This window comes from Actinomadura rupiterrae, assembly GCF_024172125.1.
Taxonomy (GTDB): Bacteria; Actinomycetota; Actinomycetes; order Streptosporangiales; family Streptosporangiaceae; genus Spirillospora; species Spirillospora rupiterrae.
The window spans coordinates 142,503-169,488 of record NZ_JAMZEA010000013.1; the positions used below are offsets into that span (position 1 = coordinate 142,503).

Below are 26,986 nucleotides of genomic sequence, written 5' to 3' on the forward strand. Positions count from 1 at the left end.
TGGCGCAGGTTTCAGTTCCTGGCCAGGAACGCCTCGACGTCGGAGGCCAAGGCGGTCAGCTGCTGCCCGCCCTCGATCCAGGTGGTGACGGATGCCTCCCACGCGGCCTGCTGGGCTGCCCAGGCGCGAAGCTTCCAGGTCAGCTCGATGCGACCGCCGGACTGGAAAACGGCCTGAAGCACGAGCTGGTTGGTATGCCAGGTCCGTTCACCGGTCCATCCGCGGAAGTCGTCCGCGAGTTCCTGCAGGAAGGAGGCCAGGTCACCTGCGCCGTCCCAAACCGCGACGGTGACGTCGGGGATTGTGGCTGCAGCCCGTCGGCCTGAGCTTGGATGGTGGGCTCTAGGGGTGTTCGGGTGGGTTTTGGGCTATGCGGGCGGTGGTGAAGGGGCCGAGGGTTTGGGCGGTGGTGGATCGTAGGGATTCCAGGTCTGCGGGGTTGATGCCGCAGGAGGGGGCCAGTGCGTGCAGGAGTTCGGCTAGGTCGATGAGGGCGGCCGGGTCGGAGTGGGCGATGACTTGGCCGAGTGCGGCGTAGGCCGCGACCATGAGCATCCCGTCCCTTTCGCCGGGCGTGGCGACGCGGACCGTCTCTCCCTTCGGGGCGGCGTGGTCACGGATGAGGTGTTCGCTGCGACCGCCGGTGGTCTTGACGTGGTGAGTGATGCGGCCGTGGCGTCTTTGCAGTGCCGCTGCCCATTTCGCGGCGACCGCTGCGGTCTGGATCAGCTCGGTGTGCAGCGCTTGGGGATCGGTTTCGGCCATCGCCTCCAGGAACTCTTCCTCCAGGATGTGCCGCCAGGTGAGGGTGCCGGTCTGCCAGGCGTCGGCGACCTGCTGCTTGGCGCGGTCGGCTGCCTCGGTCGTGCCCGGGCCTCCGGTGCCGTCGGGGAACTCCTGCCGTCCGAAGAGCACGTCCTGCGCCGTACGTTCGCGTGCCAGGTCGTCCAGGATCGGTGCGAGCGCGCCGGGAGCGTGCCAGGCGTCGCCGTCGGCGATGTGTAGGTCGGTGGTGAGGTGGTCGAGCAAAGGGAACGCGGCGAGTAGCTGGGGGCGGCTGTCGTTCGATAGGTCGGGGTGGTCGCGGATCTGTTGCTCGGTCCACCACACCGCGGTGGTCTCGGGCTCGCCCACGTCGCCTGCGGCGATCGCGCAGTAGGTGTGGTCGAGGTGACGGTGGGGACGGGGTGTCCTGTTGTCGGCGGAGGCGCGGCAGTCGATGATCCACCACGGGGCGGGGCAGACGGTGTGCGGATATCCGGGCGGAATGGGCATCGACGGCCCCGGGATGATCACCGCGTCGCAGCCGAGTTCCTCGCGGACCTCCCTCAAGGCGCATTCGGCCAGCGTCTCGCTGGCCTCAAGGTGACCGCCCGGAGGGAGGTAGCCGCCGAGGCGACGGTGGTTTGCAAGGCCGGTCACCCACGCGCGGGTGTCCTCATCGCGGCGGAACACCAAGGTGGTCGCGGTCAGGTCGTAGGCCGGCGGTTCGCTCACGGAGAGCCTCCAGGGCGGGTGTGCGTCGTGGCGGAGGTGGTGGCTGCCGGGCACGGCGCATTCGCCGAACCCGCGCCACCCACGAACGGGTACGCAGTGTGGTGTGACTTCGGTGAGCGTGCGATGGCCAGGCGGGGGTTGTTCTGTCAGGTGACCAGGTTCTGCTTTGCGATGAGCCAGTGGCCGTTCAGGCGCTTCATTTCCAGCATCATGCGGAAGGTCCGGTCGGTGTCCTTCTGGTCGGACGTGCTGGTGGTGGACTTCAGGTAGGCGACCACGGTGGCCTGGTCGGGGCCTTGCGTGCGGGTCAGGCCGATGGTCGCCAATTTCACCGTCGTGTACCGCTTTTGGACGGTCAGTGTCTGGCGGAGGGTCGGTTCGCTCGTCCGCCAGGAGTTGAGGGATTCGCCGGTGGTGCAGCGCTCGACTTGGGCGAGGTGGGCGTCGACGCTGGCGGGGTTGGTCTCCACCTGCGCGATGAGGCATTTCCGGGCGTCGTCGAGGAGCGTGCGTGACGGCGGGTCGGGCCAGTTCGCCTTGGGGAGCGATTCGTCCGCGAGGGGGTTGGTGAAGTCGTTCCATCCGTCGACCAGCCATCGGCCGCCCTGTTTGACCATGGTCATGCGGACGGCGAGGGCAGAGGTCGTCGCCGAACCCGACGAGGTGCTGGTCGCGCTGTTGGCGAAGACCAGGACGCCGGCCTTGCCGGCATCGGCGAAGATCAGCCCGGCGTTGAGGGGTTGGGTCTGGACGACCGAGTGCTGCTTGGTCACGGTCGCTGTGAGGCTCCAGACGAACCGCTCGTACCGCTGCTGCATCTCCGTTGTCATCACGGCGCGGGCCCTGGCGGCGTCGCTGGTGACCGTCCTGTAGTCGTGGTTCTCGAGCGCTGGGAGGTCGGCGGTAGCGGCGGTCACCGCTGCCTGGGCGTCTGGCGGGAGGGCAGCGGTCGCGGGGGGCTTCTTGTCGGTTCCGGACTTGGCCAGCGTCCACCAGCCGACCGTCCCGACCGCGCCCAGCATCACGACGCTGCCAAGCGCCGCGGCCAGGATGAGCGGCACTGGCGGTCTGCGCGGCGTCGGAGCCGGGAGGCCAAGCGGCGGCGGCTCGGTTCTGGTCTGTGGGGGCGGTTCTGGGGCGGGGGCGACTGCGCGGGCTGCGCCGGCCTCCAGCATGGTGGACGGGTCGGTCCCGCCGACCTCGTCCAGGAAGCCGAGCAGGATCTGCTGCGCGGTCGGCCGCCGCTGCGGATCCTTGGCGAGGCAGGACGCGGCGATCTCCCGGAGCGAGGCGGGCAGCGCGCTGAGGTCGGGCTGCTGATGCAGGACGCGGTTCAGTACCGCGGGGATCGAGTCGTTGCCGAACGGGGGTTTCCCGGTGGCGGCGAACAGCATGGTCGCCGCCCAGGCGAACACGTCCGAGGGCGTGTCGATGCGGGTGCCCTCCACCTGTTCGGGGGACATGTAGGCCGGGGTTCCGACGGCGGCGCTGGTGAGGGTCGCCGCGCCGGCCAGGACGCGGGCGATCCCGAAGTCGATGACGCGCGGACCGTCCGGGCCCATGAGCACGTTGGCGGGTTTGAGGTCGCGGTGGGTGATTCCGGCGCGGTGGATGGCGGCGAGCGCGGTGGCGGTGCCGGCGGCGAGGCGTTCCAGCGCGGCGAGATCGAGCGGCCCGGCGGTGGCGACGAGGCGTTGCAGGGACGGTCCGGGGACGTACTCGCTGACGATGTACGGCTGGTCGCCGTCGATGTCGGCGTCCAGCACGCGCGCGGTGCAGAAGCCGGCGACCCTCCGCAGCACGGCCAGCTCGCGGCCGAAGCGCTCGCGGACGGCCGTGTCGTCGTCGGCGTGCACGCGCAGCAGTTTCACCGCGACGCTCCGGCCGTCCGGGTCCTGGCCGAGGTAGACCACGCCCTGGCCGCCCTCGCCGAGCCGTCCGGTCAGTTCGTACCGTCCGACCTGCGCCGGATCGCCCGTCCGCAACGCCTGCACGCCGCACCCCCAGAAGAACGCAGGTGTTCTTTCAACGGTCGGCCATCCTCGCAGGGATCGACCGCGCCTGACCACCCGCGCACACCTTCAGCTGGAGGCGCCGAGCCACCGGCCCCTGCTGAAAATCGATTGGCTGGGACTCTCGCGCGGATGATCCTGGATGGATGGACTTGGAGAGCGCGGCGCGGGACTGGCGGGCTGACGGCTTCGCAATCCTCCCTGGGTTCATCCCCGCGGAGGAGTTGTCGGCAGCGGTTAGCGAACTGGGCCTGCTGTTTCCGTCCGCCGAAGGCTTCCATGACGGCACGGACCCGCGCCGCGCACGCTTCCTCGGCGACGAGTTCGCCGGGATCGACACGTTCCCGTTCGCCAGCACCGAGATCAGCCTGCTGGCGGTGCACCAACGCATCCTGAAGCTCGCGCGGGCGTTGTTGGACGATGCCGACGTCCACATCTACACCGCCGAGGCCTGGGCGAAATACACCGGCGCATGCGACTACGACCAAGACTTGCACCGCGACTACCTCAACCACACCCTGCTGGTCCCCAGCGCGACGCCGGGGTGCCTGCAGGTGGAGATGTTCGTCTTCCTGAGCGACGTCCCCGAGGAGCTCGGACCGCCGCATCTGCTGTCGCGCCAATACACCGCCGACCTGGCCGCCGTCCCGAACTGGTTCCTGCGGCCCGGACAGAGCAGCGATTCGCGCTTCGCCGATGAAAGTGGCAGTCCGCAGATGTACGAGGCCGAGGTTTCTGGTGCCGGGCCCGCCGGGACGGTCATCGCTTTCGAGGCCGGCACCTTTCACCGCGGCACTCAACTGACCGCGCCGCGCGGTGCCCGCTACAGCATGCACCTGGGCTTCCGTCCGGCCGAACTCACCTGGGGGCAGCGGGTGGGGTGGGCAGCGCGCAGCTTCGAACGAGAGTGGGTCGCCTTCGTCCACCGAGCCACCCCGCGCCAACTCCAGGCCTTCGGATTTCCCCCGCCCGGGCATCCTTACTGGACGCCGCACACGCTGGCCGGAATGGCGCTGCGCTACCCGGAACTCGACCTCACCCCGTGGTCGACCTCCGCGTCCGCACCCCAACAGTCTTGATCGCACCCCACCGTCTTGGGGAAACGTAGTGGATCTGGTCGGCATCTCCGATTCCGGCGTCGGCCATGTCCAAGCACACTGGCATGGACAATCGGCGGGTGTTGGTTGTCCAGGCCTGTAGCGGATGAACAATGCGGCGTTTAGAACACCGGCAGGACCCCCGATCGGGGGTCGTTCGTCTCGAAGACAGGAGACGTTGCCCATGGTGATCAACATGAGGCGGGTCGGTCTCGGCCTTGCGGCTGTCGTCGCCGCCGCATCCGGAATGCTCGCTGTCACACCGTCCGCCTACGCCGCCACTTGCTCCGGCGACGATTGCAATGGCGGCGATCCGTACAAGACCGGGTGCGACCACAACAACTACAACGCGGCTCCGACGCCGGTCACCGTTTTCGGCGGCAAGCTCGAACTGCGGTGGGGACCCGACCGCTCCACCAACTGGACGCAATTCACTCCGGCCAACGGCGACCTGTACGAGATCTCGGTATGGCGGGAGGACAACGTGTGGGCCGGCGACGGCCTGTACAAGGGCTACCGGTTCTCCGGCGCCGGCATCGTCCACTGGAGCGACCAGATCTACAGCCCCTGGCCGGCCGCTGCCTGCGTGAACGACCTCACCACCTACCAGCACTACTGCGCCGAGCAGACCTCCTGACCCGAGGCAGCCCAACCGGGGCCCGCCGGCAGCGAGCCCCAATTGAGCGCGCGCGAACATGAGTTGGTCTCATGTTGCTTTGCCGTTCGTCCTGGTCGAGCGGCATGATGGTGGGGTGAGTGCGAATCCGGGGGCGATGGGGGCCGTTCGGCGCCGGCCGGTCCAGCGCCGCAGCGCCGAGCGGGTCGAGCGGATCCTGGACTCCTGCGCGGGACTGCTGGACGAGACCGGTTACCGGGGCCTGACCACCAAGGAGGTCGCGCGCCGAGCCGGGGTGCCGATCGGGACGCTCTACCAGTTCTTCGCCAGCAAGGAGAGCCTGGTCTCCGCGCTGGCCGCGCGCAATCTCGACCGGTATCTGGAGCGGCTGGCCAAGCGGTTCGCGGCCGAGTCCCCCGACCGCGTGGCCGCGGTGGTCGATCTCGCGGTCGAGGAGTTCGTCGCGATGAAGCGGGCCGTGCCCGGCTTCGGCGTGGTGGACTTCGGTGCGGGCGGACGCGCCGACGCCGGCCTCGTCGAGGACGACCATGTGCTGGACGCCGCCGTGGACAACAACACCGCCGTCGCCGCTCGGCTGCGGGTCCTGGTCGGTGGCCTGCTCGGGGCCGCGGACCTGCCCGAACTGGAGGTGGCGGGGCGGGTGGCCTTGGAGTGCGCCGACGCCGTCCTCAAGCTGGCGTTCCGCAACGACCCCGACGGCGATCCGGTGCTGATCGCCGAGTGCAAGCGGGTGCTGCGCTGCTACCTGGAGGACCGGTTCGCCTGACGCGCGGTCCGGCGGGTCCCCGGATGCTCCCGGGACCCACGCTCGCCGCACCCCCCGACGTCTTTCACAGAGTTCGCATGACACGACGCGGTCGGCGGGGTGAAGCGGTCAGCGGCTAGGGCGGTTTCGGTTGACGGGCCGTTACTGCCTGCTTGGTCGGCGGATCCGGGCGCTTGTTGGTGTCTCCTGACCTGTGCAGGCGATGGTCGATGAGTGAGGACCGCACGTCGCTGGTCTGGGCTGCGATCAACGCCGTCGCCGACCGGGAGGACGCGATGCTGTCGCTGCGCCACGCGCTGGTCGCGCTGCGCAGCCACGCCTACAGCAGCGGCCGCACGTTGAACGAGGTCGCCGGAGACGTCGTCGCCGGACGGCTGCGCCTGCATCCCAACGGGCGCCCGCGCGGCCCCGGCCCCCGGCCCGACGGAAGGCGCCCTGAGACGGCGTCCCGGCTCCCGTCCTGACAGCTGAACCTGGTGGCCGCCTCCGACCCCGCCTGACCAGGGCCGCCGCATAACGAGGGGCGTCTGGGCGATCGAGCTGCGGTGGTGTCAGTCGGCTTCGGCGCTGCCGCTGACGCGCAGCTTGCGGCGGGCGCGCTCGTAGAAGGTGGTGTAGCCGAGCCGGACGACCTGGGCGGCGGCTCGCCGGGCCGCCACCGTGACCTGGTCACCTGGCTTGAGCTGGGCAGCGACCGCGCCGTCGACCTCCACCGCCAGCGTCCCGCAGCCCGGGAGCAGGTCCAGCGTGACGGTCTCGTCGGCGGACAGCATGAGAGCGCGGTTGAATGTCGAGTGCGCCGCCGCCGGGACCACCAGGAACCCTTCGACGGCGGGTGAGACGATCGGGCCGCCCGCCGAGTAGCTGTAGGCCGTCGAGCCGGTCGAGGTCGCCACGATCACCGCGTCGCCGGCGTAGCGGACGAACGGCTGGCCCTCCACGCCGACCTGGACGGTCGCGAGCCCGTCGCCCGGGACGCGGACCAGCGCGATGTCGTTGAACGCGTTGACCTCCTGGCCGTCCGGCAGCCGGGCCGTCACCGCCATGCGGGGCTCGATCTGGTAGCGGTGCGCGTCGATGGCGGACAGCGCGCCGGGCAGCTCGTCCACATCGATCTCGGCGAGGAAGCCCAGGCGGCCCAGGTTCACCCCCAGCACCGGAGTGGCGCCGCCGGACGCCAGCCGCATGCACCGCAGCATGGTGCCGTCCCCGCCGAGGCTGACCAGCAGGTCGGCGCGTTCGACGAGGGCGCCGGCCGGGACCGGGACCGCACTGCAGTCGATGCGTCCGATCTCCTCCGGCAGCCCGAGGACGGTCCGGTTCCGCCCGGCCGCCCACCCGACGATCGTGTCCACCGCGATCTTCGAGTCGCGCTGCGGGTGCAGGACGAGCCCGACCGTGTCCACCATGCCCATGCCCGCACGCTACTGCCGCGGGCCCGCGCTGGGAACGCGCCGGGCTGACGGGCCGCCCTGGGAACGCGCCGGGCTGACGGGCCGCGCTGATGCCGTGCGCTCTCACGCCCGTCCGCCGGTGGCCCGTGGCGAGGGGCGTTCAGGGGGTCTTGGTAGCGCCGATGGCCTGCATGGCTTGGGGCCAGGAGCGTTTCATCTCGCGGTCCCAGTAGGCCCATTGGTGCCAGCCGTCGCCGTACAGGTCGGTGGTGACCGGGATGCCCAGGGATTGGGCGTGGCTGATGAAGGAGATGTTCGTCAGCCCGACGATCTGCTCGCTGGCGCCGCCGACCAGGCGCGCGGCGACGGCGTCCGGGAAGGACATGTCCGGGTCGAGCGGGCCGTGGTTGCCGGTGGTGCCCGAGGAGACGAACAGGCTCACGCCGCGGAGCTTGCCGACCAGGTCGTAGGGGTTGTTGGCCTGCCAGTTGGCGTAGTTGAGGTACGGGATCCCGAAGACGCGGAAAGGGTCCCCGTTCGACAGGTTCAGCAGGACGAGCTGGGCGTCGACACCGGGCAGGGTGATGTTGAGCGGTCCGCTGTAGGAGGCGGCGAACTTGAACATGCCCGGGTGCCGTCCCGCCATGGTGAGCGCGCCGTGGCCGCCGGAGGACACGCCGATGACGGCGCGCTGGTCGCTGCCGTGCAGGTTGCGTTCGATCAGCTGGCGCAGTTCCAGGGTGTGGAAGGTCTCCCAGGCCGGCGTCCCGAAGGCTCCGTAGTTGAACCAGTCGGTGAATCCGGCCGGGGACGGGTCGGGCATCACCAGCAGCACGTTCCACCCGGCCGCCACCTGGGCGATGCCGGTGCGGTCCGTCCAGATGGTCTGGGTGTCGGTGGCGTCGCCGCCGCCCAGCGCGAACACCACCGGCCAGGTGCCGGTCGCGTCGGGCTGCCAGCCGCGGGGCACCTGGACGCGGACCGTCACCGCCTTGGCGACCGCGCGGGAGTCGATCGTGAGGTCCACGGTCGAGTCGTTCAGCCATGTCTCGGCGGTGATCCGCGCACCGTTGTCGGCGGGGACGGTGTCGGTGGCGGCCTGCCGTGGTTGCGACGGCGCAAGGACGGCCCGCGCGGACGCGCTGTTGGGCGGGCTCGCCGCGGCGGCGGCGGGCGCGACCAGCGGGACGAGCCCGGGGCCCAGCGCCAGTGCCATCAGTGCCGCCGCTCGTGCCAGCGGCCTCGGTCGGTTCATCTCCGGCTGTCCTTCCGGGTGGGGTGGTTCAGCGCGACAGGCTGGGAGCGGGGCTTCGGGCCGGGCGAGTCCGGCGCTCTGGCGGCGGCTTGGTCGGCGGACGGGCCGCCTGGGCGGGCTACTGGTCGTCGAGGCGGCGGGCCAGGATGCGGTAGGTGTTGGCGCCGCCGAGGCGGCGGATGAGCGGCAGCGTGAGCTGGTCGGCGGCGCTGGCTGCGGCCATGACGGGCAGCCCGGTGAGGGTGAGCGCGGCCCGGGCCGCGATCCGCAGCCGGCGCCGTCCGGGATCGGTCCACGGACGGTCCGGGTGGGGCGGCGCGATCCGGTTGAGCATCAGCATCGTGACCATCAGCAGGTCGAGCGACTGGTGGGCGTCGCCGCGGTCGACCGCCACGATCTGGAACCGGCGCGTGGCCAGCGCCGTGGTCAGGTTGGCCAGCGGGATCAGGTGCAGGTGCTGCGGCTGGAACCAGTTGTGCCACCATCGCCCGGCCAGGCGTCCGATCGGCGACTGCGGGTCCGGGATCTCGATCAGCAGGTGCCCGCCGGGCTGCAGGACCCGGGCGGCGGCCTCCAGCTCGGCGACCGGGTCGGTGGTGTGCTCCAGGTAGTGGTGCATGCTGACCACGTCGTAGCTGCCGGCGAGCTTGTCGGCCAGCTCCACGAACCGGCCGCGGTGGGCGACATCGACCCATCCGCGCCGTTCGGCCTCCTCGATCCCGGCGCCCAGGTCGAGCGCGTCGAAGCGGGTCCGGGGCCAGATGTCGCGGGCGGCGTTGCAGAAGTGGCCGTGACCGCCGCCCACATCCAGCCACGCCTCGGGTTCGGCATGGCCGTCCAGCATGCGGGCCCGCGCCCGGTAGTGCGGCACGCCCAGGCGGAAGCCGCGTTCGACCTCCGCGGTGCCCAAGCCGTCGTAGTAGTCGCGGTAGTAGAAGGCCAGGCCGTCCTCTGACAGCTGCGGGTTCTGGAAGGTGTGCCCGCAGGCCGCGCACTGGTCGAGTCGGAAGGTGCCGGGTTTGCGCTGCTGGTAGTCGCCGCTGACCAGCCGTCGGCGCAGCACCGTCGCGCCGCACCACGGGCAGTCGGTGCGGGGCTGGTGGAACAGGCGCTCCACTCCCCCGGCGAGCAGGTCCCGGTACTCGGCGCGCAGCCGTGTCAGCTCGGGGTCGGGCGGAAGGACGGCCCGCGCGACCCGCAGCAGTCGCAGCGGTCCCGCCACCGGCCGCCGCACTGCGAACCCGAGCAGATCGTCCGGACGCAGCGGGGTCTTTGCCGTGGCCAGGAAGGGGTGCGCGCACGCGGCGGCGGCTATCGCGGCGCCGGCGAGCGGGCGGCGGACGGTCAGCCCGGCCAGCAGGCCCAGGCCGCCCAGCGCGCCGCCCAGCATCGCGGTGAGGTAGGCGGGCACCTCCAGCTGCCAGCGGTCCCGCAGGACGGCGCGGCGGTCGGCCGCTGACACCGCCGAGGCGGGGAGGGCCCGCAGCCGCGGCGCGACCACCACGTCGGTGGTGACCGGCGCGTACTGCTTGAGCCGGGCGCTGAGCGCGTGCATCTGCGCGGCCGTCAGCCCGTCCAGGACGGTCACGCCCGCGCGGGCCAGCACATCGTCGCTGACCAGGATCGCGTGCCCGGCGCCGGGGTCCGCCACGAACCGGGTGGTGCGAAAGGTCGCCGGGTCCAGCTGCCGTGCCAGCTCCAGCGCACGTCCGGTGTCCAGGCCCGCCGGAACCAGCTCCACCACGTCCAGGCCGTTGGCGCTGGCGTGGGCGCCGGCGGCCCGCCGCGTGGTCACGTCCACGGTCACACCGGCCGCCGTGACGAAATGGAACCCTGCCCAGCTCCGCGCATCGGACGAGCCCGACTCATCGGTCAACACGGGCAGGCGCGCGGCCCGTCTCCTTCGCCAGGCGCCGTCAGCGAGGAAGCCCAGCGCCACGACGGAAGGGATCCACGACCACGCATCGCGACGCATCGCCACCTCCGGGTACAACGGCCCCGGCCGGAGCCATCCCACACCGTATTCCGACCTCCCGGCCGTTCTATAGATGAATTCCGCGCCTCTCGCGCCGAGCATTTATGAACCTCTGACAGCAGCAGACAGCCACTTTCGCACTGCAGGCCAAAACATGCCGTTGGTGGGATGTGCCCCAGGCGAATAGCCCGGCCGCACTTCGTTTCGGGGGTTAAGGGTGAATGGGGTGCGGCGTTTGGGTTCGGGTCCGCCGCTGGTAGGACAGCGAGCAGATGCTGAGCGACACCCCGATGGAGGTGAAGTTGATGAACCCGATGACGAACACTCCCGGTGCCAGCCCGGCGGTGTGCGCCGTCGCGAGCCCGCCGGTGAGGATCACCGACATGCCCATGCACCCGTAGACGGCGAGACTCAGCCCGGCGATCCACCCCGGAGTCAGCGGGATCCATCGCGGTACGCGGCGGCCTCGCAGGAACGGCACCCAGCGGGGGTAGACCTGGCCCCACGGCCGGACGAGGGCGCCGAGCAGGACGACCCCCAGCGCGATCCCCACGACGGTGAAGTCGATGCCGTGCCGCTCCAGCCACACCAGGACCGGGGCGCCCCGTTCCTGGCGAACTCGTCGGCCATGTTCAACCCGGCCGGCTTGCCCGCCGTCCCACCCGACAGCCAGTAGATCTTCATCGCCAGGTAGGGCAGGGTTCCGGCGGCGCCGGCGAGCGCCGTCCAGAGCACGGCCCTGGACGGGGCGTCGCACCGTGCAACACCGCTTGTCGATCGACTCATGTGATCATCCTGGCGAGGCGGCCGCATGGCGGGCATCCCCTCTGGGCACCGGTTCCGTCGTCCCAGCGGCGGAGAGCAGGCTCCCTCTCATGGGGCTTCCGCGCAGACGCCCGCCGCCGCTAACGCGGTTTCGGCGATGCCTGACGTCGCGGGCATGTCGGACTTTCTGTTATTCAGGGCGGCGTGCCGGGTCTCCGGAGTGGGACCCCGTCCGAAGTCGCGGGGACCGGCCGGAGGAGGTATGCGGATGCGCGCGGACGGCGGCGAGGACCTGCTGGTCGTGGCGGCACAGTCCGGCGACGAGCGGGCCCGGGACCGGCTGGTCGCCGACTGCCTGCCCCTCGTCTACAACATCATCGGCCGGGCGCTCGACGGCCATGCCGACGTGGACGACCTCGTCCAGGAGACGCTGGTCCGGGCCGTCGACGGGCTCGGCGGGCTGCGCGATCCGGCACGGTTCCGCTCCTGGCTGGTGGCGATCGCGATGAACCAGGTGCGGCGCCACTGGTCGCGAGCGCGGACCGGACGCGCCGTGAGCCTGGACAGCGTCGAGCAGGTCCCCGACACCGGCGGCGACTTCGCCGAGGTGACCATCCTGCGGCTGGGCCTGTCCGGACAGCGCAAGGAGGTCGCGCAGGCGACGCGCTGGCTGGACGACGACGACCGCGACCTGCTCGCGCTGTGGTGGCTGGAGGCGGCTGGACGGCTGAGCCGCGCCGAGCTCACCCGGGCGCTGGAAAGCCCGGCCGCGCATGTCGCGGTCCGGGTGCAGCGGATGAAGGAGCGCCTGGAGGCGGGACGGCTGATCGTCCGCGCGCTGGAGGCCGATCCGGGTTGCACCGAGCTGTCCCGGCTGTCGTCCTCTTGGGACGGTCGCCCGTCGCCGTTGTGGCGGAAGCGTTTCGCCCGGCACATCCGCGGCTGCTCGACCTGTTCGGCACATGGCCGGGGGCTGGTTCCGCCCGAGGCGCTGCTGGTGGGGTTGGCGCTGGTGCCGCCTCTGCTGCTGAGCGTGCCGCTGCCGCCTCCCGCGCCCGCGTTCACGCCGACCGCAGCGCACAGCCCGTCCGGTCCGGACGTTCATCTCCTGATGCACCGGCCGCCGCTGCACAAGTCGGTCTGGTTCTCGGCGGCGGTGGCGGTGGGGGTGGCGGTCACCGTCCTGTCGATCCTGTTCTGGCCCGTCTCGTCCCCGCCGGATCAGCAGCGCGCGCTCACGCCGTCCGCGGCGCCGCCGACCATCACGCCCGCCGTGCCGACCGCGCTGCCCCGCATCAGCACCCCCGCGTCTCCCAGCACTCCCCCGGCACCGGATCGCAGCCGCTCGCGCCGGGTGGAACAGCAGGTCATCAGCCTGGTCAACGCTCAGCGGGCCAAGAACGGCTGCGGCCCGGTGCACGCCGATCCACGGTTGCACAGCGCGGCGCAGAAACACTCCGACGACATGGCCGCGCGCCACTTCTTCGACCACACCAACCCCGACGGCAAGGGGCCCGGCGAGCGCATCACGGCGGCCGGGTACCCCTGGAGCGCGTGGGCGGAGAACATCGCGGCCGGTTCGCCGACGCCGCCGCAGGTCATGTCGAACTGGCTCAACAGTCCGGCGCACCGCGGCAACATCCTCAACTGCCGCTACCGGGATCTCGGCGTCGGCGTCGCCTACGGACCGGGCGGCCCGTGGTGGACGCAGGATTTCGGGACGTCCCGCTGACACCACGTTGACGCTCGGGCGAGTGGCCGCCGCGACAGCGATCGCGGGCGCGCTGTCACGGCGGCGGTCTCGACGTCCCTACCGGACCGAACCGAAGTCCTGCGTCCAGTAGGGGCTGCTGGAACGGAACGCCACGCCTACGCCGATGGCCCGGTACGCGCAGTTGAGGATGTTGGCGCGGTGCCCGGGGCTGTGCATCCAGGCGTCCATCACCGAGGCGGGTGTCGCCTGGCCGTAGGCGATGTTCTCGCCCCACGCGGCGCGCGGATATCCGGCGGCGGCGATGCGATCGCCGGGGCCCTTGCCATCGGGGTTGGTGTGATCGAAGAAGTGCCGGCTGACCATGTCCTCGGAGTGGCCTTGCGCCGCGGCCCGCAGCTTGGTGTTGACGCTCAGGGCGACGCACCCGTGCTTGGCCCGTTCGGCGTTGACCAGGCTCAGCACCTGCGCGGCGTAGGTCGCCCCCTTCCCAGTCGGAGCGCTGGGCTTCTTCTTGGTCGGGCTCTTGCGCTTGGCGGGCGGACGCTTCTCGCCTCGGACGGGCTTGAGCGTGGACGGCGTCCATCCGCGGTCGGCGTTCTTGTGCGCGGGCGTGGCGGCGGCATCGGCCGCGACCGGCGTCGACCGGGATGGCGCTTTCGAACCGCCCGATCCGGTCGCGGCGTACCCGACGCCAGCGACGGCACCGACCCCGATCACGCTCGCGACCCCGGCGACGGTCCACCGGCGCGTCCGCGATCGCCCGTGGCGACCGCCGCCGGCGCCGGCCTCGCGCATCCCCTGGCCCCTGTCCGGCCCGGACGAAATCTTCAACTGAGGTCATCTCCTTCAGGACGTCGTGTTGCTCCGTCCCTTGGGAGACCCGCCCCTCCGCCCCGGATAACAGAAACCACCAGGATTCGGCACGTCCCCCTGCCAACCAGCAGAAACCGTCTCCCTCCTGTTGCTGAAATGGCAACGCGGTTTGGGTATGCCGACCTTGATCGTTAAGGATGGTCGGAGGACGTCTCGGGGAGGTGGACGGTGAAGGTCGAACACCGGATGGTGGCGACGCAGGCCGGGCGGATCCATGTGGTGGAGCAGGGCAGCGGGCCGCTGGTGCTGCTCGTCCACGGGTTCCCCGAGTCGTGGTACTCCTGGCGGCGGCAGCTGCCGGTGCTGGCGGAGGCGGGCTACCGGGCCATCGCGCTGGACGTGCGGGGGTACGGGCGTTCGTCCAAGCCGCAGGACGTCGCCGCCTACCGCATGCTCGACCTGGTCGCCGACAACGTCGCGGTGGTGCGCGAGCTGGGCGCCGATTCGGCGGTCGTCATCGGCCACGACTGGGGAGCCACGATCGCGGCGCATTCCGCGCTGCTGGCGCCCGAGGTGTTCCGGGCCGTCGGCCTGCTCAGCGTCCCCTACACCCCGCCGGGCGGGCCGCGGCCGAGCGAGGTGTTCGCGGGCATGGGCGGTGACCAGGAGTTCTACGTCTCCTACTTCCAGGAGCCCGGGCGGGCCGAGGCCGAGATCGAACCCGACGTGCGCGGCTGGCTCGCCGGCTTCTACCGCGCCCTGTCGGCCGACACGATGCCCGGCCCCGACGCCCCCGACCCCCATTTCGTCACCAGGGACGGCGGCACCCTGCGCGAGCGGTTCCCCACCGGGCCGCTGCCGTCCTGGCTGTCGCAGGACGAGCTGGACTTCTATGCCGCCGAGTTCGAACGCACGGGACTGACCGGAGCCCTGAACCGCTACCGGAACATGGACCGCGACTGGGAGGACCTCAGCTCCTATGCCGGAGCGCCGATCACCCAGCCGTCGCTGTTCCTGGGCGGCACCCGCGACGCTTCGACGATGTGGCTGGCCGACGCCATCAAGGCCTACCCGGAGACCCTGCCCGCCCTCACCGGCAGCCACCTGCTGGACGGCTGCGGCCACTGGATCCAGCAGGAGCGCCCCGACGAGGTCAACCGGCTGCTGATCGAGTTCCTCAAGGAGAGTTGAACGACCGCCGAGCCCTACGAGCCGCCCCGCGCGCCCGGTCCGAGGACGGTCCACCTGCTCGCCTGTGGGAAACTCTGTCCGATATATCCCCTGATGAGCGGTGAGAGCCATGTCGTTTCAGGCGTACCTGGACAACATCGAGACCAAGACCGGGCTGACGCCGCGGCAGTTCATCGCCCTGGCGGCCGAGCGCGGCTTCGATGACCCGGGCACCAAGGCCGGGACGATCATCGACTGGCTGAAGCAGGACTATGACCTGGGCCGCGGTCACGCGATGGCGCTGGTACACGTGATCAAGAAGGGCCCGAAGATCGACGCCAAGCACGTCGGCGGCTCGGGCTCCCACCGCGACGAGACCGACACCCTGTGGCTGGACGGGAAGGACACCCGACCGCAACCGAACTGATCGGCCCCTCACCAGGGGCAGGTCGTCCGACGACCTGCCCTCGCGGATGACCGCCCTCGAACCGCTCGCTGTAGCGCACGAGCACATCCGGCGATCGGAACCGGACTTCAAAGCCGCGGACGACCCGCAAGCACCCGCTCGGCGGCCTCGGCCTGCGTACCGGCGTCGATGCACAGTTCGGATCCGATGAGGTCTGCGACGTCCTCGAAACGATCGCCGTGGTCGGTCAGCGTCCAGCCGGGCCACCGCGCCGCCACGGCCGGAGCCTCGGTGCCGCATTGCAGTGACCACCAGTCCAGCCGCTGCCCTGGGACATCGACGTAGACGCCACTCCAGGGGACGGCCTCCAGCACCGCACTGCGCTGCCCTTGGTGCCGCTCGCCCACCACCACGTCCGGCCCGGCGAGCAGGATCTGCTCCAACCCTGGAGCCCAATACCCGGCAAACCAGTCGCCTGTGTCCCCTTCTCCTACCGCGACCAGCACCGGCGCGACGCGTCCGAAGTCATCGTCCTCGGTCGGGGAGTCGGCCCACCCGGCACGCACCGGCTGCGACACGTCCTCCAGGTCCGGAACCGCGTCGTAAGGCAGCCGCAAATAGTCGAGAACCTGACGCAGCCCCCGCGCCGCCCATTCCACTCTCCACCGCGGCCAACGAGCGGCGACCGCCTCCAACCACGCCCGCACTTCAAGCAAGTCGCCGCGCGGGAAGGGCGGGTCGTCGGCCAAGTGGACGAGCAACAGCCGATGCCGCTCGTCCAGCAGCACCACGCCGTTCCACCAGATCGCATTGACCCAGCCGCATTCCTCACCCTCAGCGTCGAAGCCTTCTGGCCCGGCCAGCAGCTCCCAGAACAAAGAACGCGTCCCGCGTCGCCGTCCAACCACGCGATACCCGTCCTCCTGCACGGTCACCACATAGGCATGTCCCCCACTCATGCGCGCACGCTAGAACCCACCCCTCCGTTTCGACAACCGCCCTCAAAGCCTGAACCGCGCCTCCGGGGCCCAATTGTGAGTGCTGAAGTGACGCCGTTCTCGGACGGCGGTCAGCGCCTCGACCACATGCGGGATCACGCGCGGCGGCAGCGACTCGGGATGAACCCAGAGGATCTCGGAACACTTGTCCGGCTCGGCGACGAACGGTTCGCCGGTCCACTCCTGCGCCGTGAAATAGCAGTCCATGACCGCATGGCACGGCCCAGGCATGGTGTCGGCGTACCGGTGCATGAGGTGGACGAACCGGGCGTCATCGCGCCGGACGTGCACCCCGACCTCCTCGGCGGTCTCACGGATCGCCGCAGCCAGGACGTCCTCGCCGGGCTCGATCCGACCGGCCGGAGGCGCCAGCCAGCCGTCTCGGTATCCGGTGTTGGCACGCCGAATCAGCAACACCGCGTCATCGTCCCGCCGCAACAACATGTGCGGAGCAACCCAGGTGCCAAACCACCCAGAAGCCCCCAGTGCGGCAAGCGCCTCACCGGACGGTTCAGCCATGGCCGACCACTCCCCTCGTCCCCCCTTGGAGCCCCCATCGCCATCCTGATGCTTCGACGCTGCGACCGCCCGCCCAATACCTGTTCCTGCCGCCGACCGGCCTGAACGAGCGGACCAACGACTACGCCCGCAAGACGCACGCCAAGGACCTGACCGCCCACCTGCTGTACGAACTTGCCACGCCACAGTGTTCGCCCTGCTCGCGCCCACGCGCGGCGACGGCTCGCTGGCGCCGTAGCAGCCCGGGCGCGTTTCGAAGGCCTCTGCACGGCGGTGCGTCGTGACAGATCGGCTCACCCGATGACGTGCACGCACTCGCGGAGGCAGGTGGTCTTGCTTCGCCCCGCCGCGTTTCCGCGGCACGGCCTTCACTCGAACGGCGAAGCGGCTTCGCGGCAGACACCTCAGCAGCCGTGCGGCTTCAGCGGTGCCACCTTCCGAAATCCCGCCCTCATCGATGCGATATTCGACGAAGTCGCCTTCAGTGACGCAAATCTCGGCAATGCCGATTTCCGTGGCGCACTGGCTGGCAAGAAGATGGGCAGCTTGAGGCGAATTTCACCGGCTCGACCATCGAGGAGGCCGCCTTCGTCCAGGCGTCCTTCCTGCGAGTCTTCCGGTTCGCCATGAAGCCACCGATGCGGCCTATCTGGCCTGCGGAGTTCTGCGGGCGGGCCGCCTTCTCTGCAGGTGGCGAGTTCGGTCGAGCACGCTTCGATATGCGGAAGATTTTCGCACGAGCGGCCGGAGTAGAGTGGATTCTCACTGCGCTTGGGCAGTACTAGAACGGTTCCCTCGGGCAGTTCTGCAGTTCCTCGGACCCGGGGCACAGCTCAACGGGCAGCGCAGGAGTACCCAGATAGGGATGAGATATGGATGGACGGCGGCAGGACTTCAACGAGGCGGCGTCTGCGCGGGAGCGGCTGAACGGCGATCGCATCGATGCACAGCGGCTCATTGCCGCGCTGAGTGCCGACTGGGACGGCGTGGTCGAGGCCTCAGCACAGGCCAACAGCGATGACGAGCACGATCCGGAAGGGGCCACCATCGCCTTCGAACGCGCCCGCGTCCAAGCGTCGTTGACCCGCGCCCGAGCCCAGTTGGCGGACATCGAGGACGCGCTGCGGCGGCTGGACATCGGGACCTATGGAACCTGCGAACAGTGCGGAGGGCCGATCGCCCCAGACCGCCTCGCCGCAAGACCGGCGGCCCGTACCTGCTTCCGCTGCGCCAGCACCTAGCAGCAAGCACAGCCCCCCAGGTCGACCCGTATCGAGCTCCCACCGCCGTCCAGAAACATCGCTAGAGGCGTCACCAAAGCCGGGCGCGGACGGCGGGCATCGGCGAGGCATCACCGCCAGATGCCCCGGCGCTAGGCCATCGAAAGCCGGCACGGGCTGCACGCGGGCATACGCTCACACCGAGCAAGGTCCGACATCGGAGGCGTAGCCCCCTCCCGCGGCGCTCCCCGCGCGCACATCGATTGCCCTGACCCGGCGGCCACTGGAGAACTTGCACGACTCTCGTGTGGCGCAAGTCCACCTACAGCGCGACAGGTGGCAACCAGAGCGTTTGCATCAAGCTCGCGAACCTGGCGCGCCACCTCGGCATCCGGGATTCCAAGGACTCACACCGCCCCCACCCCCTCCCAGCCCCCGCCACAGCCGCCGATCTCGCATTCGCCATCAATCTTGGTGAGCCCGACCTCATCTAGAGGGCGTCGGAGAAGAGTCAACTCAGTTATTGGCTGCCGGTGGAGCGCAGCAGGCGCTGACCTGGGGCGGGCCAGCGCGAGCCGCCCGTTTGGGCGCGGCCCGCCTCAAGGTCAAGTCCCCGCAGCAGGGTGGGGCGGCGTGCGGCCCGCTCGTCACCCGACCAAGCACGGCCTCAACCGCACGCCCTCAACCGCCCGGCCAAGCCGCACGCCCTCAGCCACCTGCCCATGCCGTGGCCACGTCGTATCCGGCGGGGGCCTGGCCAAGCCGTGACCACGCCGCATCCAGCGGGGGTCTGGACCTGCCGTGACCACGTCGCATCCAGCGGGGGTCTGGACCTGCCGTGACCACGTCGCATCCAGCGGGGGCCTGGCCAAGCCGTGACCACGTCGCATCCAGCGGGGGCCTGGCCAAGCCGTGACCACGCCGCATCCAGCGGGGGCCTGGCCAAGCCGTGACCACGCCGCATCCAGCGGGGGCCTGGCCAAGCCGTGACCACACCGCATCCAGCGGGGGTCTGGACCTGCCGTGACCACGTCGCATCCAGCGGGGGCCTGGCCAAGCCGTGACCACACCGCATCCGGCGGGGGTCTGGACCTGCCGTGGCCGGGTCGCATGTGGCGGGGGTGAGGACGGCGACATGCGTCAGGTCTTGGTTCGGGGGACGATCTGGTCGTCGGCGTCGAGGTGCCAGGGGTGGCCGTCGCGGGTGACGCCGGAGATGCCGGGGAGGTTGTGGCGGCCGACGAGGTCGAGCGCCCGGGTGTCGGAGACCGCGGCTGCGAGGACGGCGCGGGCCGGGTCCCAGGGGGTGGACCACAGGAGCCGCCTGGTCATCTGCGCCCAGCCGAGGGGCGGGCCGAGCATGATCCACAGGTCGGCCTGGGCGGCGGCGAACCGGGTGGCCTGGCGGAGCCATGAGGCGGCCGTCTCGGGCCAGGTGATTTCCAGGGCGATGTCGCCTCCGGCGTGCTCCCACGCCGCGGCGACGGTACGGGCGGCGTCGCGGGCGGGCGGGGTTCGGCCCGAGCCGATCGCGAGCGTTTGCGCGCCTCGGCTGCGGGCCAGCGCGACGAGGGCCGCCACCTCGTTGTCGGTGACCGAGGATTCCGGCGGCGGGGCCGCACGTGCTCGCAGGAGCGGGCTCGTCAGTGCGTCCATGATTCCCCTCGTTCCTGAGCGTTCTTCCATGCCTGGTAGCGGTCCTTGCAGCAAACTCCGCACGGTCGGTAGCCCGCGGCGAGCGCGGTCGCCTCGTCTGCGAAGAACACCCGATTGCCCACGTAGCCACCACGGGCGATCGCGCGGAGCGCGGAGGGGCAGTCGAGGCATCCGTAGATCTTCTCCGCGCGGTTGCCGCCCCAGGCGCCCTTGACGGGCGATGCCTCGGGGTGGCCGTCCGCGCCAATGAGCGTGAAGCCCCGCGCAGTGTTCACGTGAAGCTCCGTGCGGTATTCACGTGTGCAGCTCCCGCGCGGTGTTCATGTGTGAAGCTCCGCGCGGTGTTCACGCCGCATCGTGGAAGACGAGAGCGAGCGTGTACCGCTCGCCCGAACGGATCGCGGAGACACCGTGCCGGACGGGCGCGGCCGACCAGCCCCGCGCCGACCGCACGGGACGATCGCGCGTGGTGAAGACGTAGCCGTGCCCGTGCGGCAGGAGCGTCGCCGTGCCGCGGGACTGGGCGCGCGGACGCTGTTCCAGCAGCAGGAACTCGCCACCGGTGTGGTCCACCCCTGGCTCGTTCAGGTTGATGACGACCTGGAGCGGGAACACCAGGTCGCCGTAGAGGTCGCGGTGCAGGGCGTTCCAGTCCTTCTCGCCGTACTTCAGCAGGATCGCTGTCGACTTGGTCTGGCCGGCGTCGTGGCACATCCGCAACCACTCCTCCAGCGTGTCCGGCCAGGGCGCCGCCCGGCCCAGCTTCGTCCACCAGTCCCGGGCGATGGGCAGCAGCCGGGGGTAAAGCGCCTGCTTCAGCCGCTCGACCGGCTCGGGGTAGGGAGCCCGGAGGTACCGGTACTGGCCCTCGCCGAAGCGGTGACGGCCCATGTCGATGGTGCTGCGGAACATCTCGTCGCGCTCGTACAGATCGCGAAGTTCGACGGCCTCCTCGGAGGTCAGGAGTTGCGGAAGCAGCGCGCCCCCGTACTCGTCCAACTCGGCAGCCACCGACGCCCAGTCAGCCGACTCAACACGGGCCCGCCAGGCGTCCACCGCCCCAGGCTGGGCCCACCCGGCGTCCACCGACTCGACGCGGATGTCCCCGGCATCCGCCACGCCGACCTCGGCACGCTCGGCATCCACCGACTCGACACGGGCACGCCCGGCATCCACCGACTCGACACGGGCACGCCCGGCATCCGCCGCGCCGACCTCGGCACGCTCGGCGTCCACCGACTCGACACGGGCACGCCCGGCATCCACTGCGCCGACCTCGGCACGCTCGGCGTCCACCGACTCGACACGGGCACGCCCGGCATCCACTGCGTCGACGTCGGTACGCTCCGCGTCCGCCGACTCGACACGGGTGCCTCCGGCGTCCGCCGCGTCGAACTCGGCTCGTTCCGCGTCCGCCGGCTCGACGCGGGCGCGTCGGGCGTCCGCCGCGGCGACCTCGGCTCGCTCGGCGTCTGCTGGCTCGACACGGGCGCTTTCGGCGTTCAGCGGCTCGATGCGGGGTCGTTCGGGGGTGGTCGGCCGGGGCGTTTGGGGGCTCATGCTGCGGCCTCCAGTTCTAGCAGGGTCGACTTGGCCTCTAGCCCGCCGATGTAGCCGCCGAGGGATCCGTCGGTGCGGAGCACGCGGTGGCAGGGGACGACCACCGGGAGGGGGTTGGTCGCGCAGGCCGTGCCGACGGCGCGGACCGCCTTCGGGTTGCCGACCATCTCGGCCATCTGCTTGTAGCTGCGGGTCTGGCCGTAGCCGATGTCGGGCAGGTGCTGCTGGACGAGCTGCCGGAACCCGTGCGACAGCGACAGGTCCAACTGCACGTCGAAGCGCTGCCGGCGGTGCCCGAAGTACTCATCCAGCTCGCGGGCCGCGACGTCCAGGCGCTTCGGGGAACGCAGGACGCGCGGGCTGATCTTCTCCGAGAGCGTCTGGAGGACGCGGTCGTGGCCCTCGGCCTCGTAGGCGACCCGGACGAGTCCTCTCGGGGTGGCCGCCAGCAGCAGTTCCCCGACCGGGCTGTCCACGGTCGTGTAGGCCACGTCGATCAGGCCCTCCGCCTCGGCGGCGGACTCCAGCCGTCGGTGCAGCATCGCCAGCATCTCCGCCTCGACGGGCGACAAGGTGCCCGAGAGGAGGTCATCGCCTTGAATGTCACTCATGATCGTGCCCCTTTCGCGGTCGCACCCGGATAGTTCTTCCTGAGATTCTTGAGGCCGTCCGCCGAAGCACGGCGGGTCGCCTCGACCGTGCCGCCGAGCACCGTCGCGATCTCCGCGTACGACATCCCGGCGAGGTAGCGGAAGGTGATCGCCTGCCGCTGCTTCTCGGGAAGCTCGCCGACCAGCGTCCACACCTCGGCGCCGTCCGCGCCGACGGCGCCGTCCGCGGTCGGCGCTTCGGGGAGTTCCGGCACCGGCAGCGGGTTGCGCTTGGCGGCGCGGTGGATGTCGATCGCCTTGCGGCGCGCGATCGTCACCAGCCACGCTTCGACGTTCGCGGTCTCCGGAAGCTCCGGATAGGCGCGCAGCGCGGCGATGAAGGTCTCCGACCACGCGTCGTCGGCGTCGTTCACTCCGACCAGCGCGCGGCAGACCCGCAGAACGGTGGCTCCGTGCTGCTCGACCACTGCCTCGAAGGGTTGCTTCATCTTCATCTCGTTGATTACGGCGACGGCGCGTCCTTCATGCGCTTCCACTAGAACAATCGCCCCGCGCTCACCGGAGCGGGTTCTTCCAACTCCAGCAGGGCCCGCTTTCGCTTCAGCCCACCGGCATACCCCGTGAGCTTGCCGTTCGCTCCGACGACACGGTGGCACGGGACGAAAACGCACAGCGGATTCGCGCCGACCGCCTGGCCCACGCGGTAGGCGAGCGCTTTGTCACCGAGCCGTTCGGCGATCGCGCCGTAGGTCGTGGTCTCGCCGAACGGCACCTCCGCGACGATGCTCCACACGGCGTGCTGGAAGGCATCACCGTCCGCGCCCAACGGAAGCTCGAACGCGCGGCGGCCGCCGGACAGGTACTCCTCCAGCTGCGTCGCCGCGTCCGCGAGCAAGGCGTCATGCTCGACGGCGACCTGCTCCCCCAGGCTCTCCCGAGCGGGCATGCGGAGGTGGTGCGGGAAGTAGAGTCCGGTGACCACGTCGCCGCTCGCGACGAGCGTGATCTGTCCGAGCGCGGTCTCCACCAGCGCGTGGCGTACGTTCATCCCTGTTCCCCTCCCTCGGTCTCTGCCAGGAAGACGCACGCCACCCCGCAAACGTGAGATGTGACTCAGCTCACATCTGTATTCCTTGGCCGATCCGTCGCCGAGATGGAGAGGGCGTCGTTCAGCTCTTGGTGCCGGGCGCCCCGGCTAGAGCGGTTAGTCGGCGCCTTCGACTATGCGGAAGTCGCGCTCGACGCCGTCCGCGAGGGCGGCGAGTGCCTTCTGGTAGGCCGGGCTTTCGCGGGTCGCGACGGCCTGCTCGAAGGTGTCGAACTCGATCAGGACGACGCGCTCGGCGATTCCGGCGTCATACGCTTCGGTCCGGCCGCCGCGGACGAAGGTCCGTCCACCCCCGGCCGCGACGGCGACGCGGGCCAGTTCGTTGTAGGCAGCCAGCTTCTCGGGGTCGGAAATGGTGCGGTAGACGCTGACCCAGTAGCCCTTGGGCATGGGACCTCCAGTGTGGGGATGAGCGCATCGGACTTAGGGCTTGGACGAGTGCCGGCGGGCGAGGGCGAGGCTGATCAGCGTCGTGATCGCCATGGCGCCGATGCCGACCAGCGCCGCTGTGGTGTACGCGCCGTCGTCGGGGAAGAGGTGGCCGGGGCCGGTGCCCGCGGCGAGGATCAGGCCGCCGATGGCGCTGCCCAGGGAGTACCCGACGCTGCGGACGACGTAGTTGAAGCTCATGGCGCTCGACGTCTCGCTCTTGGGGGTGACGGCCAGGATGACGCCCGGCATCGCGGCCGAGAAGCCGCCGACGCCCAAGCCGAGCACGCCCATCGCCGCGAACAGTTCGGCCAGGTCCGACCGGGCCGCCGCGAACAGGGCGAACCCGCCGCCGACCACGACGGCGCTGCCGGCCAGCAGCAAGGGGTCGGCGATCCGCGTCCGGACGCGCGGGGTGAGCTTCCCGGCGACGAACCCCAGCACCGAGAACGGGATGAGGACCAGCCCGGCGACGAAGGTCGTCAGCCCGAAGCCGTAGCCGGCGCCGTGCGGGGTCTGCGCGTACCGGGTGATGAGCGTGAGCAGGAGGTACATGCCGATCCCGGCGACGAACATGGCGAGGTTCGCGCCGGCGACCGCCGGATGCCGCACCGCCCGCACGTCGATCAGGGGTGTCGTGCTGCGCAGCTCGATGACGGCCCAGACGCCGAGCAGCACCACCGCGACGGCGGCAAGGCCCGCCGCCACGACCAGGTGTCGGCTCCACAGATTCCGTTCGCCGGCGAGGAAAAGCACCAGGAGCAGCGCAGCGGCCAGGACGACCGCGCCCGGTACGTCCAGACGGGCGGAGCGTCCTTGCGGGGGTTGGGGGATGGAGCGCCAGGCGGTCAGGAGGGCGGCGGCGGTGACGACCAGACCGAGGCCGTAGGCGGCCCGCAGTCCGCCGAGCTCGGCGAGCAGCGCGGCCAGCGGGTAGCCGACACCGGCCCCGATGATCGAGACCACCGAGATCAGGGCGATCACGGCCGCGCTGCGCTCCTCGGGCAGGTGGTCGCGGGCCACGCCCATCATCAGCGCCGTCAGCCCGAGCCCGACGCCCTGGGCGGTCCGGCCGGCCAGCAGCCACGCGAACGGCAGCGGCAGCACGGTGAGCGCGCTGCCGGCGACGACGACCGCCAACGTGGCGAGGATCGTGGTCCGCCGGTGCGGACCGGCTCCGAGCCGTCCCAGCACCGGTGTGGCGACGGCGCCGCTCAGCAGCGCGACCGTCAGCGTCCACTGCGCGCTGCCGAGCGAGACGTGCAACGAGGTCGCCACGCTGGTGATGAGCGGCGTGCCGAGGCTGCCGACCGCCGCCACGACCAGGGCGATGAACATCAGGGCGGGGACCAGCAGCCGCGTCTCGGAACGCGCCACCGGGAGCGTCGTTACCCCGGCCCCCTCGACCGGCCGGCCGCTCATTGCCTCGGGGCCTGGCGGTCCTGGCTTTGCAGCTCCGCCAGATGCTCCAGCGCCGGAAGCGCCGCCACCAGCGCCTCGACCTCGTCCCCGCTGAGCTCACCGATCAGCCGCTCGAACGCCTGGACGCCTGCCTGGCGACGCGTCCGGACGTAGGAGACGCCGGCCTCGGTCAGGCACACCAGCGTGACCCGCTTGTCGGACGGATCGCCCTTCCGCTCGACCAGCCCGGACTCCTCCATCACCCGGACCAGGGCGGTCATCGCGGGCTGGGTGACGCCCTCGACCGCGGCCAGATCGGTGATGCGCCGTGGGCCGGTCCGGTCCAGTGTGGCCAGGGTGGCGGCGGACGTCAGGCTCATGTCCCGGGGCAGGCGTCTCGCGGCCCTGGTGGCCAGGCCATAGAGGGCCGCCCCGATGGCCGGGGATGCCTCAGAAGCACTGTCTTGACGGCTCACCGGCAAAGCATAGCATTTTTATATATATCCCTTATGGAAGTGGTCGGAGGCGCGGACTCTCCGGTGGTTGCGCTGGGCTGGCGAGCGAGGCTCGGCGGGACGCGGCGGCCCGGTAGGTTCTCGTCGTGGACGGGATCACGGGCATCATCGCGACGGCCGCGGGCATGTTCGCGGGGACGAATGTGGACGACATCATCATCCTGACGGTGTTGTTCCTGTCCGCGCGCGCGTCGGGCAGCCCCCGACCGTGGCAGATCTGGGGCGGTCAGTACCTCGGGATCGCGGCCCTGGTCCTGGTGTCGGTGATCGCAGCGCTCGGTCTGACCATCGTGCCCGATGACTGGGTCGGGCTCCTCGGCTTGGTCCCGCTCGTCCTCGGCGTGAAAGGCCTGGTCATCGCTATTCGGGCCCGCAACGAGGGTGAAAACACCTCTCCCGCGGTCGCGTCTGGCCTGCTGTCGGTCGCCGGAGTGACGATCGCCAACGGCGCCGACAACATCTCGGTCTACACGCCGGTCTTCCGCACCATCGGGGCCGCTCCGACCGCCGTGACGATCGGCGTCTTCATCCTCGGCGTGGCCCTGTGGTGCCTGGCCGCCTCCTGGCCCGGCTCCCACAAGAAGGTCATCGGGGTCGTAGAACGCTATGGCCAGTGGCTTGTGCCTGCCGTGTTCGTCGTCATCGGCGGCCTCATCGTGATCGACTCCGGAGTCCTCGGCAAGATCTTCTAAGCGCCGAAAACCCCGGTACCGAGCCCGTGCGCTTCTAGAGGCGCAGAGAACCAGGGGCGCCCCGGGTCAGCGGGCGCGGAGGCCGTCAAGGATGAGCGAGACGACCGCGGCGGAGTTCGCTTCGGTCTCCGGGACGTGCCATTCCGCGGCGTGCGTCGGGTCGTGGAAGCGGCTCGTCGCGTTCAGGACGGCTCGCGCGAGCACGTCCGGCTCGCCGGCGGCGAAGTCGCCGCTGGCAACACCGTCGATAATGATGTCCCGGACCTGGGCCACCAGGAATTCGACGTGCCCGGAGGACACGGTGCTGTGCTCGGCCGCCAGTGCCTGGAAGGTGGCGAACAGTTCCGGGTCTTCCCTGACCTTCGTCCACTTGGTGGCGAACATGGCGGTGAGCAGGGCTCGCAACCGCTCAGCCGGAGGCAGTCCGGGGGCGTGCGCCGCGGTGGCCAGCTCGTCCCGCACCCGGTCGAGCCAGCGGCGGATCACGGCCTCGCGGAGCGCGGCCTTGGACGCGAAGTGCCGGTACACGCTGCCGTGGCTCACGCCCAGCTCGCGCGCGACGTCGAGCACGGTCGTCTTCTCCGGACCGTGACGGCGCAGCACCTCCTCGGTGGCCGACACGATCGTCTCCGCGTCGAGCGGCTCCCCGCGCATCGGGCCTCCTTGCCGGCTGGTCACCTCGTCCGCCTGGCGAACGTACGTCGCGGCGGAGTGGCCGGTCAAATTCTGTCACCGCGCTGACAAATATTGAAATCTGTCAGCACAAGTTTGTAGGG

31 protein-coding genes are annotated in these 26,986 nt (G+C 70.6%); 11 read left to right on the plus strand and 20 right to left on the minus strand.

Annotated elements, in window-relative coordinates; translation table 11 throughout:
- Positions 1-11 precede the first annotated feature (11 nt).
- The 3 genes from FHU30_RS37330 to FHU30_RS37340 form a co-directional block, all read right to left on the minus strand.
- On the minus strand, positions 12-302 hold the full coding sequence (locus FHU30_RS37330) for a DUF6228 family protein (RefSeq protein WP_308211475.1): 291 nt from the start codon (positions 300-302) through the stop codon (positions 12-14).
- Positions 303-342: 40 nt separating this feature from the next.
- The gene (locus FHU30_RS37335; RefSeq protein WP_253882283.1) at positions 343-1,497 is read right to left on the minus strand and encodes an NUDIX domain-containing protein; all 1,155 of its coding nucleotides are present in this window, start codon (positions 1,495-1,497) and stop codon (positions 343-345) included.
- Between the two features lie 146 nt (positions 1,498-1,643).
- Entirely contained in the window at positions 1,644-3,491 is a 1,848-nt protein-coding gene (locus FHU30_RS37340) for a serine/threonine-protein kinase (protein WP_253882284.1), read from the minus strand.
- Between the two features lie 164 nt (positions 3,492-3,655).
- Here FHU30_RS37340 and FHU30_RS37345 point away from each other — a divergent pair, with 164 nt between their 5' ends.
- From FHU30_RS37345 to FHU30_RS37360, 4 genes are all read left to right on the plus strand, one after another.
- The gene (locus tag FHU30_RS37345) at positions 3,656-4,588 is read left to right on the plus strand and encodes a phytanoyl-CoA dioxygenase family protein (protein WP_253882285.1); all 933 of its coding nucleotides are present in this window, start codon (positions 3,656-3,658) and stop codon (positions 4,586-4,588) included.
- 214 nt (positions 4,589-4,802) lie between these two features.
- Positions 4,803-5,243 carry a DUF2690 domain-containing protein gene (locus tag FHU30_RS37350; protein WP_253882286.1) on the plus strand — a complete coding sequence of 147 codons (441 nt, stop codon included), beginning with the start codon at positions 4,803-4,805 and terminating at the stop codon, positions 5,241-5,243.
- A 115-nt stretch (positions 5,244-5,358) separates the two neighbouring features.
- Positions 5,359-6,009, plus strand: coding sequence for a TetR/AcrR family transcriptional regulator (locus FHU30_RS37355; protein WP_253882287.1), 651 nt, complete (start codon positions 5,359-5,361; stop codon positions 6,007-6,009).
- Positions 6,010-6,218: 209 nt separating this feature from the next.
- Positions 6,219-6,473 carry a hypothetical protein gene (locus tag FHU30_RS37360; protein WP_253882288.1) on the plus strand — a complete coding sequence of 85 codons (255 nt, stop codon included), beginning with the start codon at positions 6,219-6,221 and terminating at the stop codon, positions 6,471-6,473.
- An 87-nt stretch (positions 6,474-6,560) separates the two neighbouring features.
- Here FHU30_RS37360 and FHU30_RS37365 read toward each other — a convergent pair whose 3' ends face one another.
- The 4 genes from FHU30_RS37365 to FHU30_RS37380 all read right to left on the minus strand — a co-directional run bounded on the left by FHU30_RS37365 (position 6,561) and on the right by FHU30_RS37380 (position 11,222).
- Positions 6,561-7,424 carry an NAD(+)/NADH kinase gene (locus FHU30_RS37365; RefSeq protein ID WP_253882289.1) on the minus strand — a complete coding sequence of 288 codons (864 nt, stop codon included), beginning with the start codon at positions 7,422-7,424 and terminating at the stop codon, positions 6,561-6,563.
- A gap of 139 nt (positions 7,425-7,563) precedes the next feature.
- Positions 7,564-8,658 carry an alpha/beta hydrolase gene (locus FHU30_RS37370; RefSeq protein ID WP_253882290.1) on the minus strand — a complete coding sequence of 365 codons (1,095 nt, stop codon included), beginning with the start codon at positions 8,656-8,658 and terminating at the stop codon, positions 7,564-7,566.
- A gap of 118 nt (positions 8,659-8,776) precedes the next feature.
- Positions 8,777-10,534 (minus strand): class I SAM-dependent methyltransferase, encoded by a 1,758-nt coding sequence (locus FHU30_RS37375; protein ID WP_253882291.1) that lies wholly within the window; start codon positions 10,532-10,534, stop codon positions 8,777-8,779.
- Between the two features lie 310 nt (positions 10,535-10,844).
- On the minus strand, positions 10,845-11,222 hold the full coding sequence (locus tag FHU30_RS37380) for a hypothetical protein (RefSeq protein ID WP_253882292.1): 378 nt from the start codon (positions 11,220-11,222) through the stop codon (positions 10,845-10,847).
- 444 nt (positions 11,223-11,666) lie between these two features.
- Here FHU30_RS37380 and FHU30_RS37385 point away from each other — a divergent pair, with 444 nt between their 5' ends.
- Complete coding sequence (locus FHU30_RS37385) at positions 11,667-13,130, plus strand: sigma-70 family RNA polymerase sigma factor (RefSeq protein WP_253882293.1); 1,464 nt, start codon at positions 11,667-11,669, stop codon at positions 13,128-13,130.
- A 78-nt stretch (positions 13,131-13,208) separates the two neighbouring features.
- On the opposite strand, the gene FHU30_RS37390 is transcribed toward FHU30_RS37385, so the two are convergent.
- The gene (locus FHU30_RS37390; RefSeq protein WP_253882294.1) at positions 13,209-13,829 is read right to left on the minus strand and encodes a CAP domain-containing protein; all 621 of its coding nucleotides are present in this window, start codon (positions 13,827-13,829) and stop codon (positions 13,209-13,211) included.
- Between the two features lie 324 nt (positions 13,830-14,153).
- Between FHU30_RS37390 and FHU30_RS37395 the strand changes: the two genes are divergently transcribed.
- Together FHU30_RS37395 and FHU30_RS37400 are read left to right on the plus strand one after the other, a co-directional pair.
- Entirely contained in the window at positions 14,154-15,116 is a 963-nt protein-coding gene (locus FHU30_RS37395; RefSeq protein WP_253882295.1) for an alpha/beta fold hydrolase, read from the plus strand.
- Between the two features lie 109 nt (positions 15,117-15,225).
- Complete coding sequence (locus FHU30_RS37400) at positions 15,226-15,522, plus strand: DUF4287 domain-containing protein (protein ID WP_253882296.1); 297 nt, start codon at positions 15,226-15,228, stop codon at positions 15,520-15,522.
- A 107-nt stretch (positions 15,523-15,629) separates the two neighbouring features.
- Here FHU30_RS37400 and FHU30_RS37405 read toward each other — a convergent pair whose 3' ends face one another.
- Positions 15,630-16,436 carry a hypothetical protein gene (locus FHU30_RS37405; RefSeq protein ID WP_253882297.1) on the minus strand — a complete coding sequence of 269 codons (807 nt, stop codon included), beginning with the start codon at positions 16,434-16,436 and terminating at the stop codon, positions 15,630-15,632.
- A 66-nt stretch (positions 16,437-16,502) separates the two neighbouring features.
- The gene (locus FHU30_RS37410; protein WP_253882298.1) at positions 16,503-17,018 is read right to left on the minus strand and encodes an NUDIX domain-containing protein; all 516 of its coding nucleotides are present in this window, start codon (positions 17,016-17,018) and stop codon (positions 16,503-16,505) included.
- Positions 17,019-17,318: 300 nt separating this feature from the next.
- Between FHU30_RS37410 and FHU30_RS47820 the strand changes: the two genes are divergently transcribed.
- From FHU30_RS47820 to FHU30_RS37420, 3 genes are all read left to right on the plus strand, one after another.
- Entirely contained in the window at positions 17,319-17,648 is a 330-nt protein-coding gene (locus FHU30_RS47820; protein ID WP_372504029.1) for a pentapeptide repeat-containing protein, read from the plus strand.
- Positions 17,649-17,890: 242 nt separating this feature from the next.
- A complete protein-coding gene (locus FHU30_RS37415; RefSeq protein ID WP_253882299.1) occupies positions 17,891-18,259 on the plus strand; it encodes a TraR/DksA family transcriptional regulator in 369 nt (122 codons plus the stop codon).
- 284 nt (positions 18,260-18,543) lie between these two features.
- On the plus strand, positions 18,544-18,732 hold the full coding sequence (locus FHU30_RS37420; RefSeq protein WP_253882300.1) for a DUF397 domain-containing protein: 189 nt from the start codon (positions 18,544-18,546) through the stop codon (positions 18,730-18,732).
- A 646-nt stretch (positions 18,733-19,378) separates the two neighbouring features.
- Here FHU30_RS37420 and FHU30_RS37425 read toward each other — a convergent pair.
- The 9 genes from FHU30_RS37425 to FHU30_RS37465 all read right to left on the minus strand — a co-directional run bounded on the left by FHU30_RS37425 (position 19,379) and on the right by FHU30_RS37465 (position 25,479).
- The gene (locus FHU30_RS37425; RefSeq protein WP_253882301.1) at positions 19,379-19,894 is read right to left on the minus strand and encodes a type 1 periplasmic-binding domain-containing protein; all 516 of its coding nucleotides are present in this window, start codon (positions 19,892-19,894) and stop codon (positions 19,379-19,381) included.
- Positions 19,882-20,169 (minus strand): Ada metal-binding domain-containing protein, encoded by a 288-nt coding sequence (locus tag FHU30_RS37430; protein ID WP_253882302.1) that lies wholly within the window; start codon positions 20,167-20,169, stop codon positions 19,882-19,884. The genes FHU30_RS37425 and FHU30_RS37430 overlap by 13 nt, the downstream gene beginning before the upstream one ends.
- A gap of 70 nt (positions 20,170-20,239) precedes the next feature.
- Entirely contained in the window at positions 20,240-21,454 is a 1,215-nt protein-coding gene (locus FHU30_RS37435; RefSeq protein WP_253882303.1) for a 2OG-Fe(II) oxygenase, read from the minus strand.
- Positions 21,451-22,065, minus strand: coding sequence for a methylated-DNA--[protein]-cysteine S-methyltransferase (locus tag FHU30_RS37440; RefSeq protein ID WP_253882304.1), 615 nt, complete (start codon positions 22,063-22,065; stop codon positions 21,451-21,453). The genes FHU30_RS37435 and FHU30_RS37440 overlap by 4 nt, the downstream gene beginning before the upstream one ends.
- The gene (locus FHU30_RS37445; RefSeq protein ID WP_253882305.1) at positions 22,062-22,553 is read right to left on the minus strand and encodes an RNA polymerase sigma factor; all 492 of its coding nucleotides are present in this window, start codon (positions 22,551-22,553) and stop codon (positions 22,062-22,064) included. The genes FHU30_RS37440 and FHU30_RS37445 overlap by 4 nt, the downstream gene beginning before the upstream one ends.
- A gap of 47 nt (positions 22,554-22,600) precedes the next feature.
- The gene (locus FHU30_RS37450; protein WP_253882306.1) at positions 22,601-23,113 is read right to left on the minus strand and encodes a methylated-DNA--[protein]-cysteine S-methyltransferase; all 513 of its coding nucleotides are present in this window, start codon (positions 23,111-23,113) and stop codon (positions 22,601-22,603) included.
- A 156-nt stretch (positions 23,114-23,269) separates the two neighbouring features.
- A complete protein-coding gene (locus FHU30_RS37455) occupies positions 23,270-23,563 on the minus strand; it encodes a DUF1330 domain-containing protein (RefSeq protein ID WP_253882307.1) in 294 nt (97 codons plus the stop codon).
- 33 nt (positions 23,564-23,596) lie between these two features.
- Positions 23,597-24,979, minus strand: coding sequence for an MFS transporter (locus tag FHU30_RS37460; RefSeq protein ID WP_253882308.1), 1,383 nt, complete (start codon positions 24,977-24,979; stop codon positions 23,597-23,599).
- Between the two features lie 41 nt (positions 24,980-25,020).
- On the minus strand, positions 25,021-25,479 hold the full coding sequence (locus FHU30_RS37465) for a MarR family winged helix-turn-helix transcriptional regulator (RefSeq protein ID WP_253882309.1): 459 nt from the start codon (positions 25,477-25,479) through the stop codon (positions 25,021-25,023).
- Between the two features lie 125 nt (positions 25,480-25,604).
- Between FHU30_RS37465 and FHU30_RS37470 the strand changes: the two genes are divergently transcribed.
- Entirely contained in the window at positions 25,605-26,210 is a 606-nt protein-coding gene (locus FHU30_RS37470; RefSeq protein WP_253882310.1) for a cadmium resistance transporter, read from the plus strand.
- Between the two features lie 66 nt (positions 26,211-26,276).
- Here FHU30_RS37470 and FHU30_RS37475 read toward each other — a convergent pair whose 3' ends face one another.
- On the minus strand, positions 26,277-26,864 hold the full coding sequence (locus FHU30_RS37475) for a TetR/AcrR family transcriptional regulator (protein ID WP_253882311.1): 588 nt from the start codon (positions 26,862-26,864) through the stop codon (positions 26,277-26,279).
- Positions 26,865-26,986: the final 122 nt, after the last annotated feature.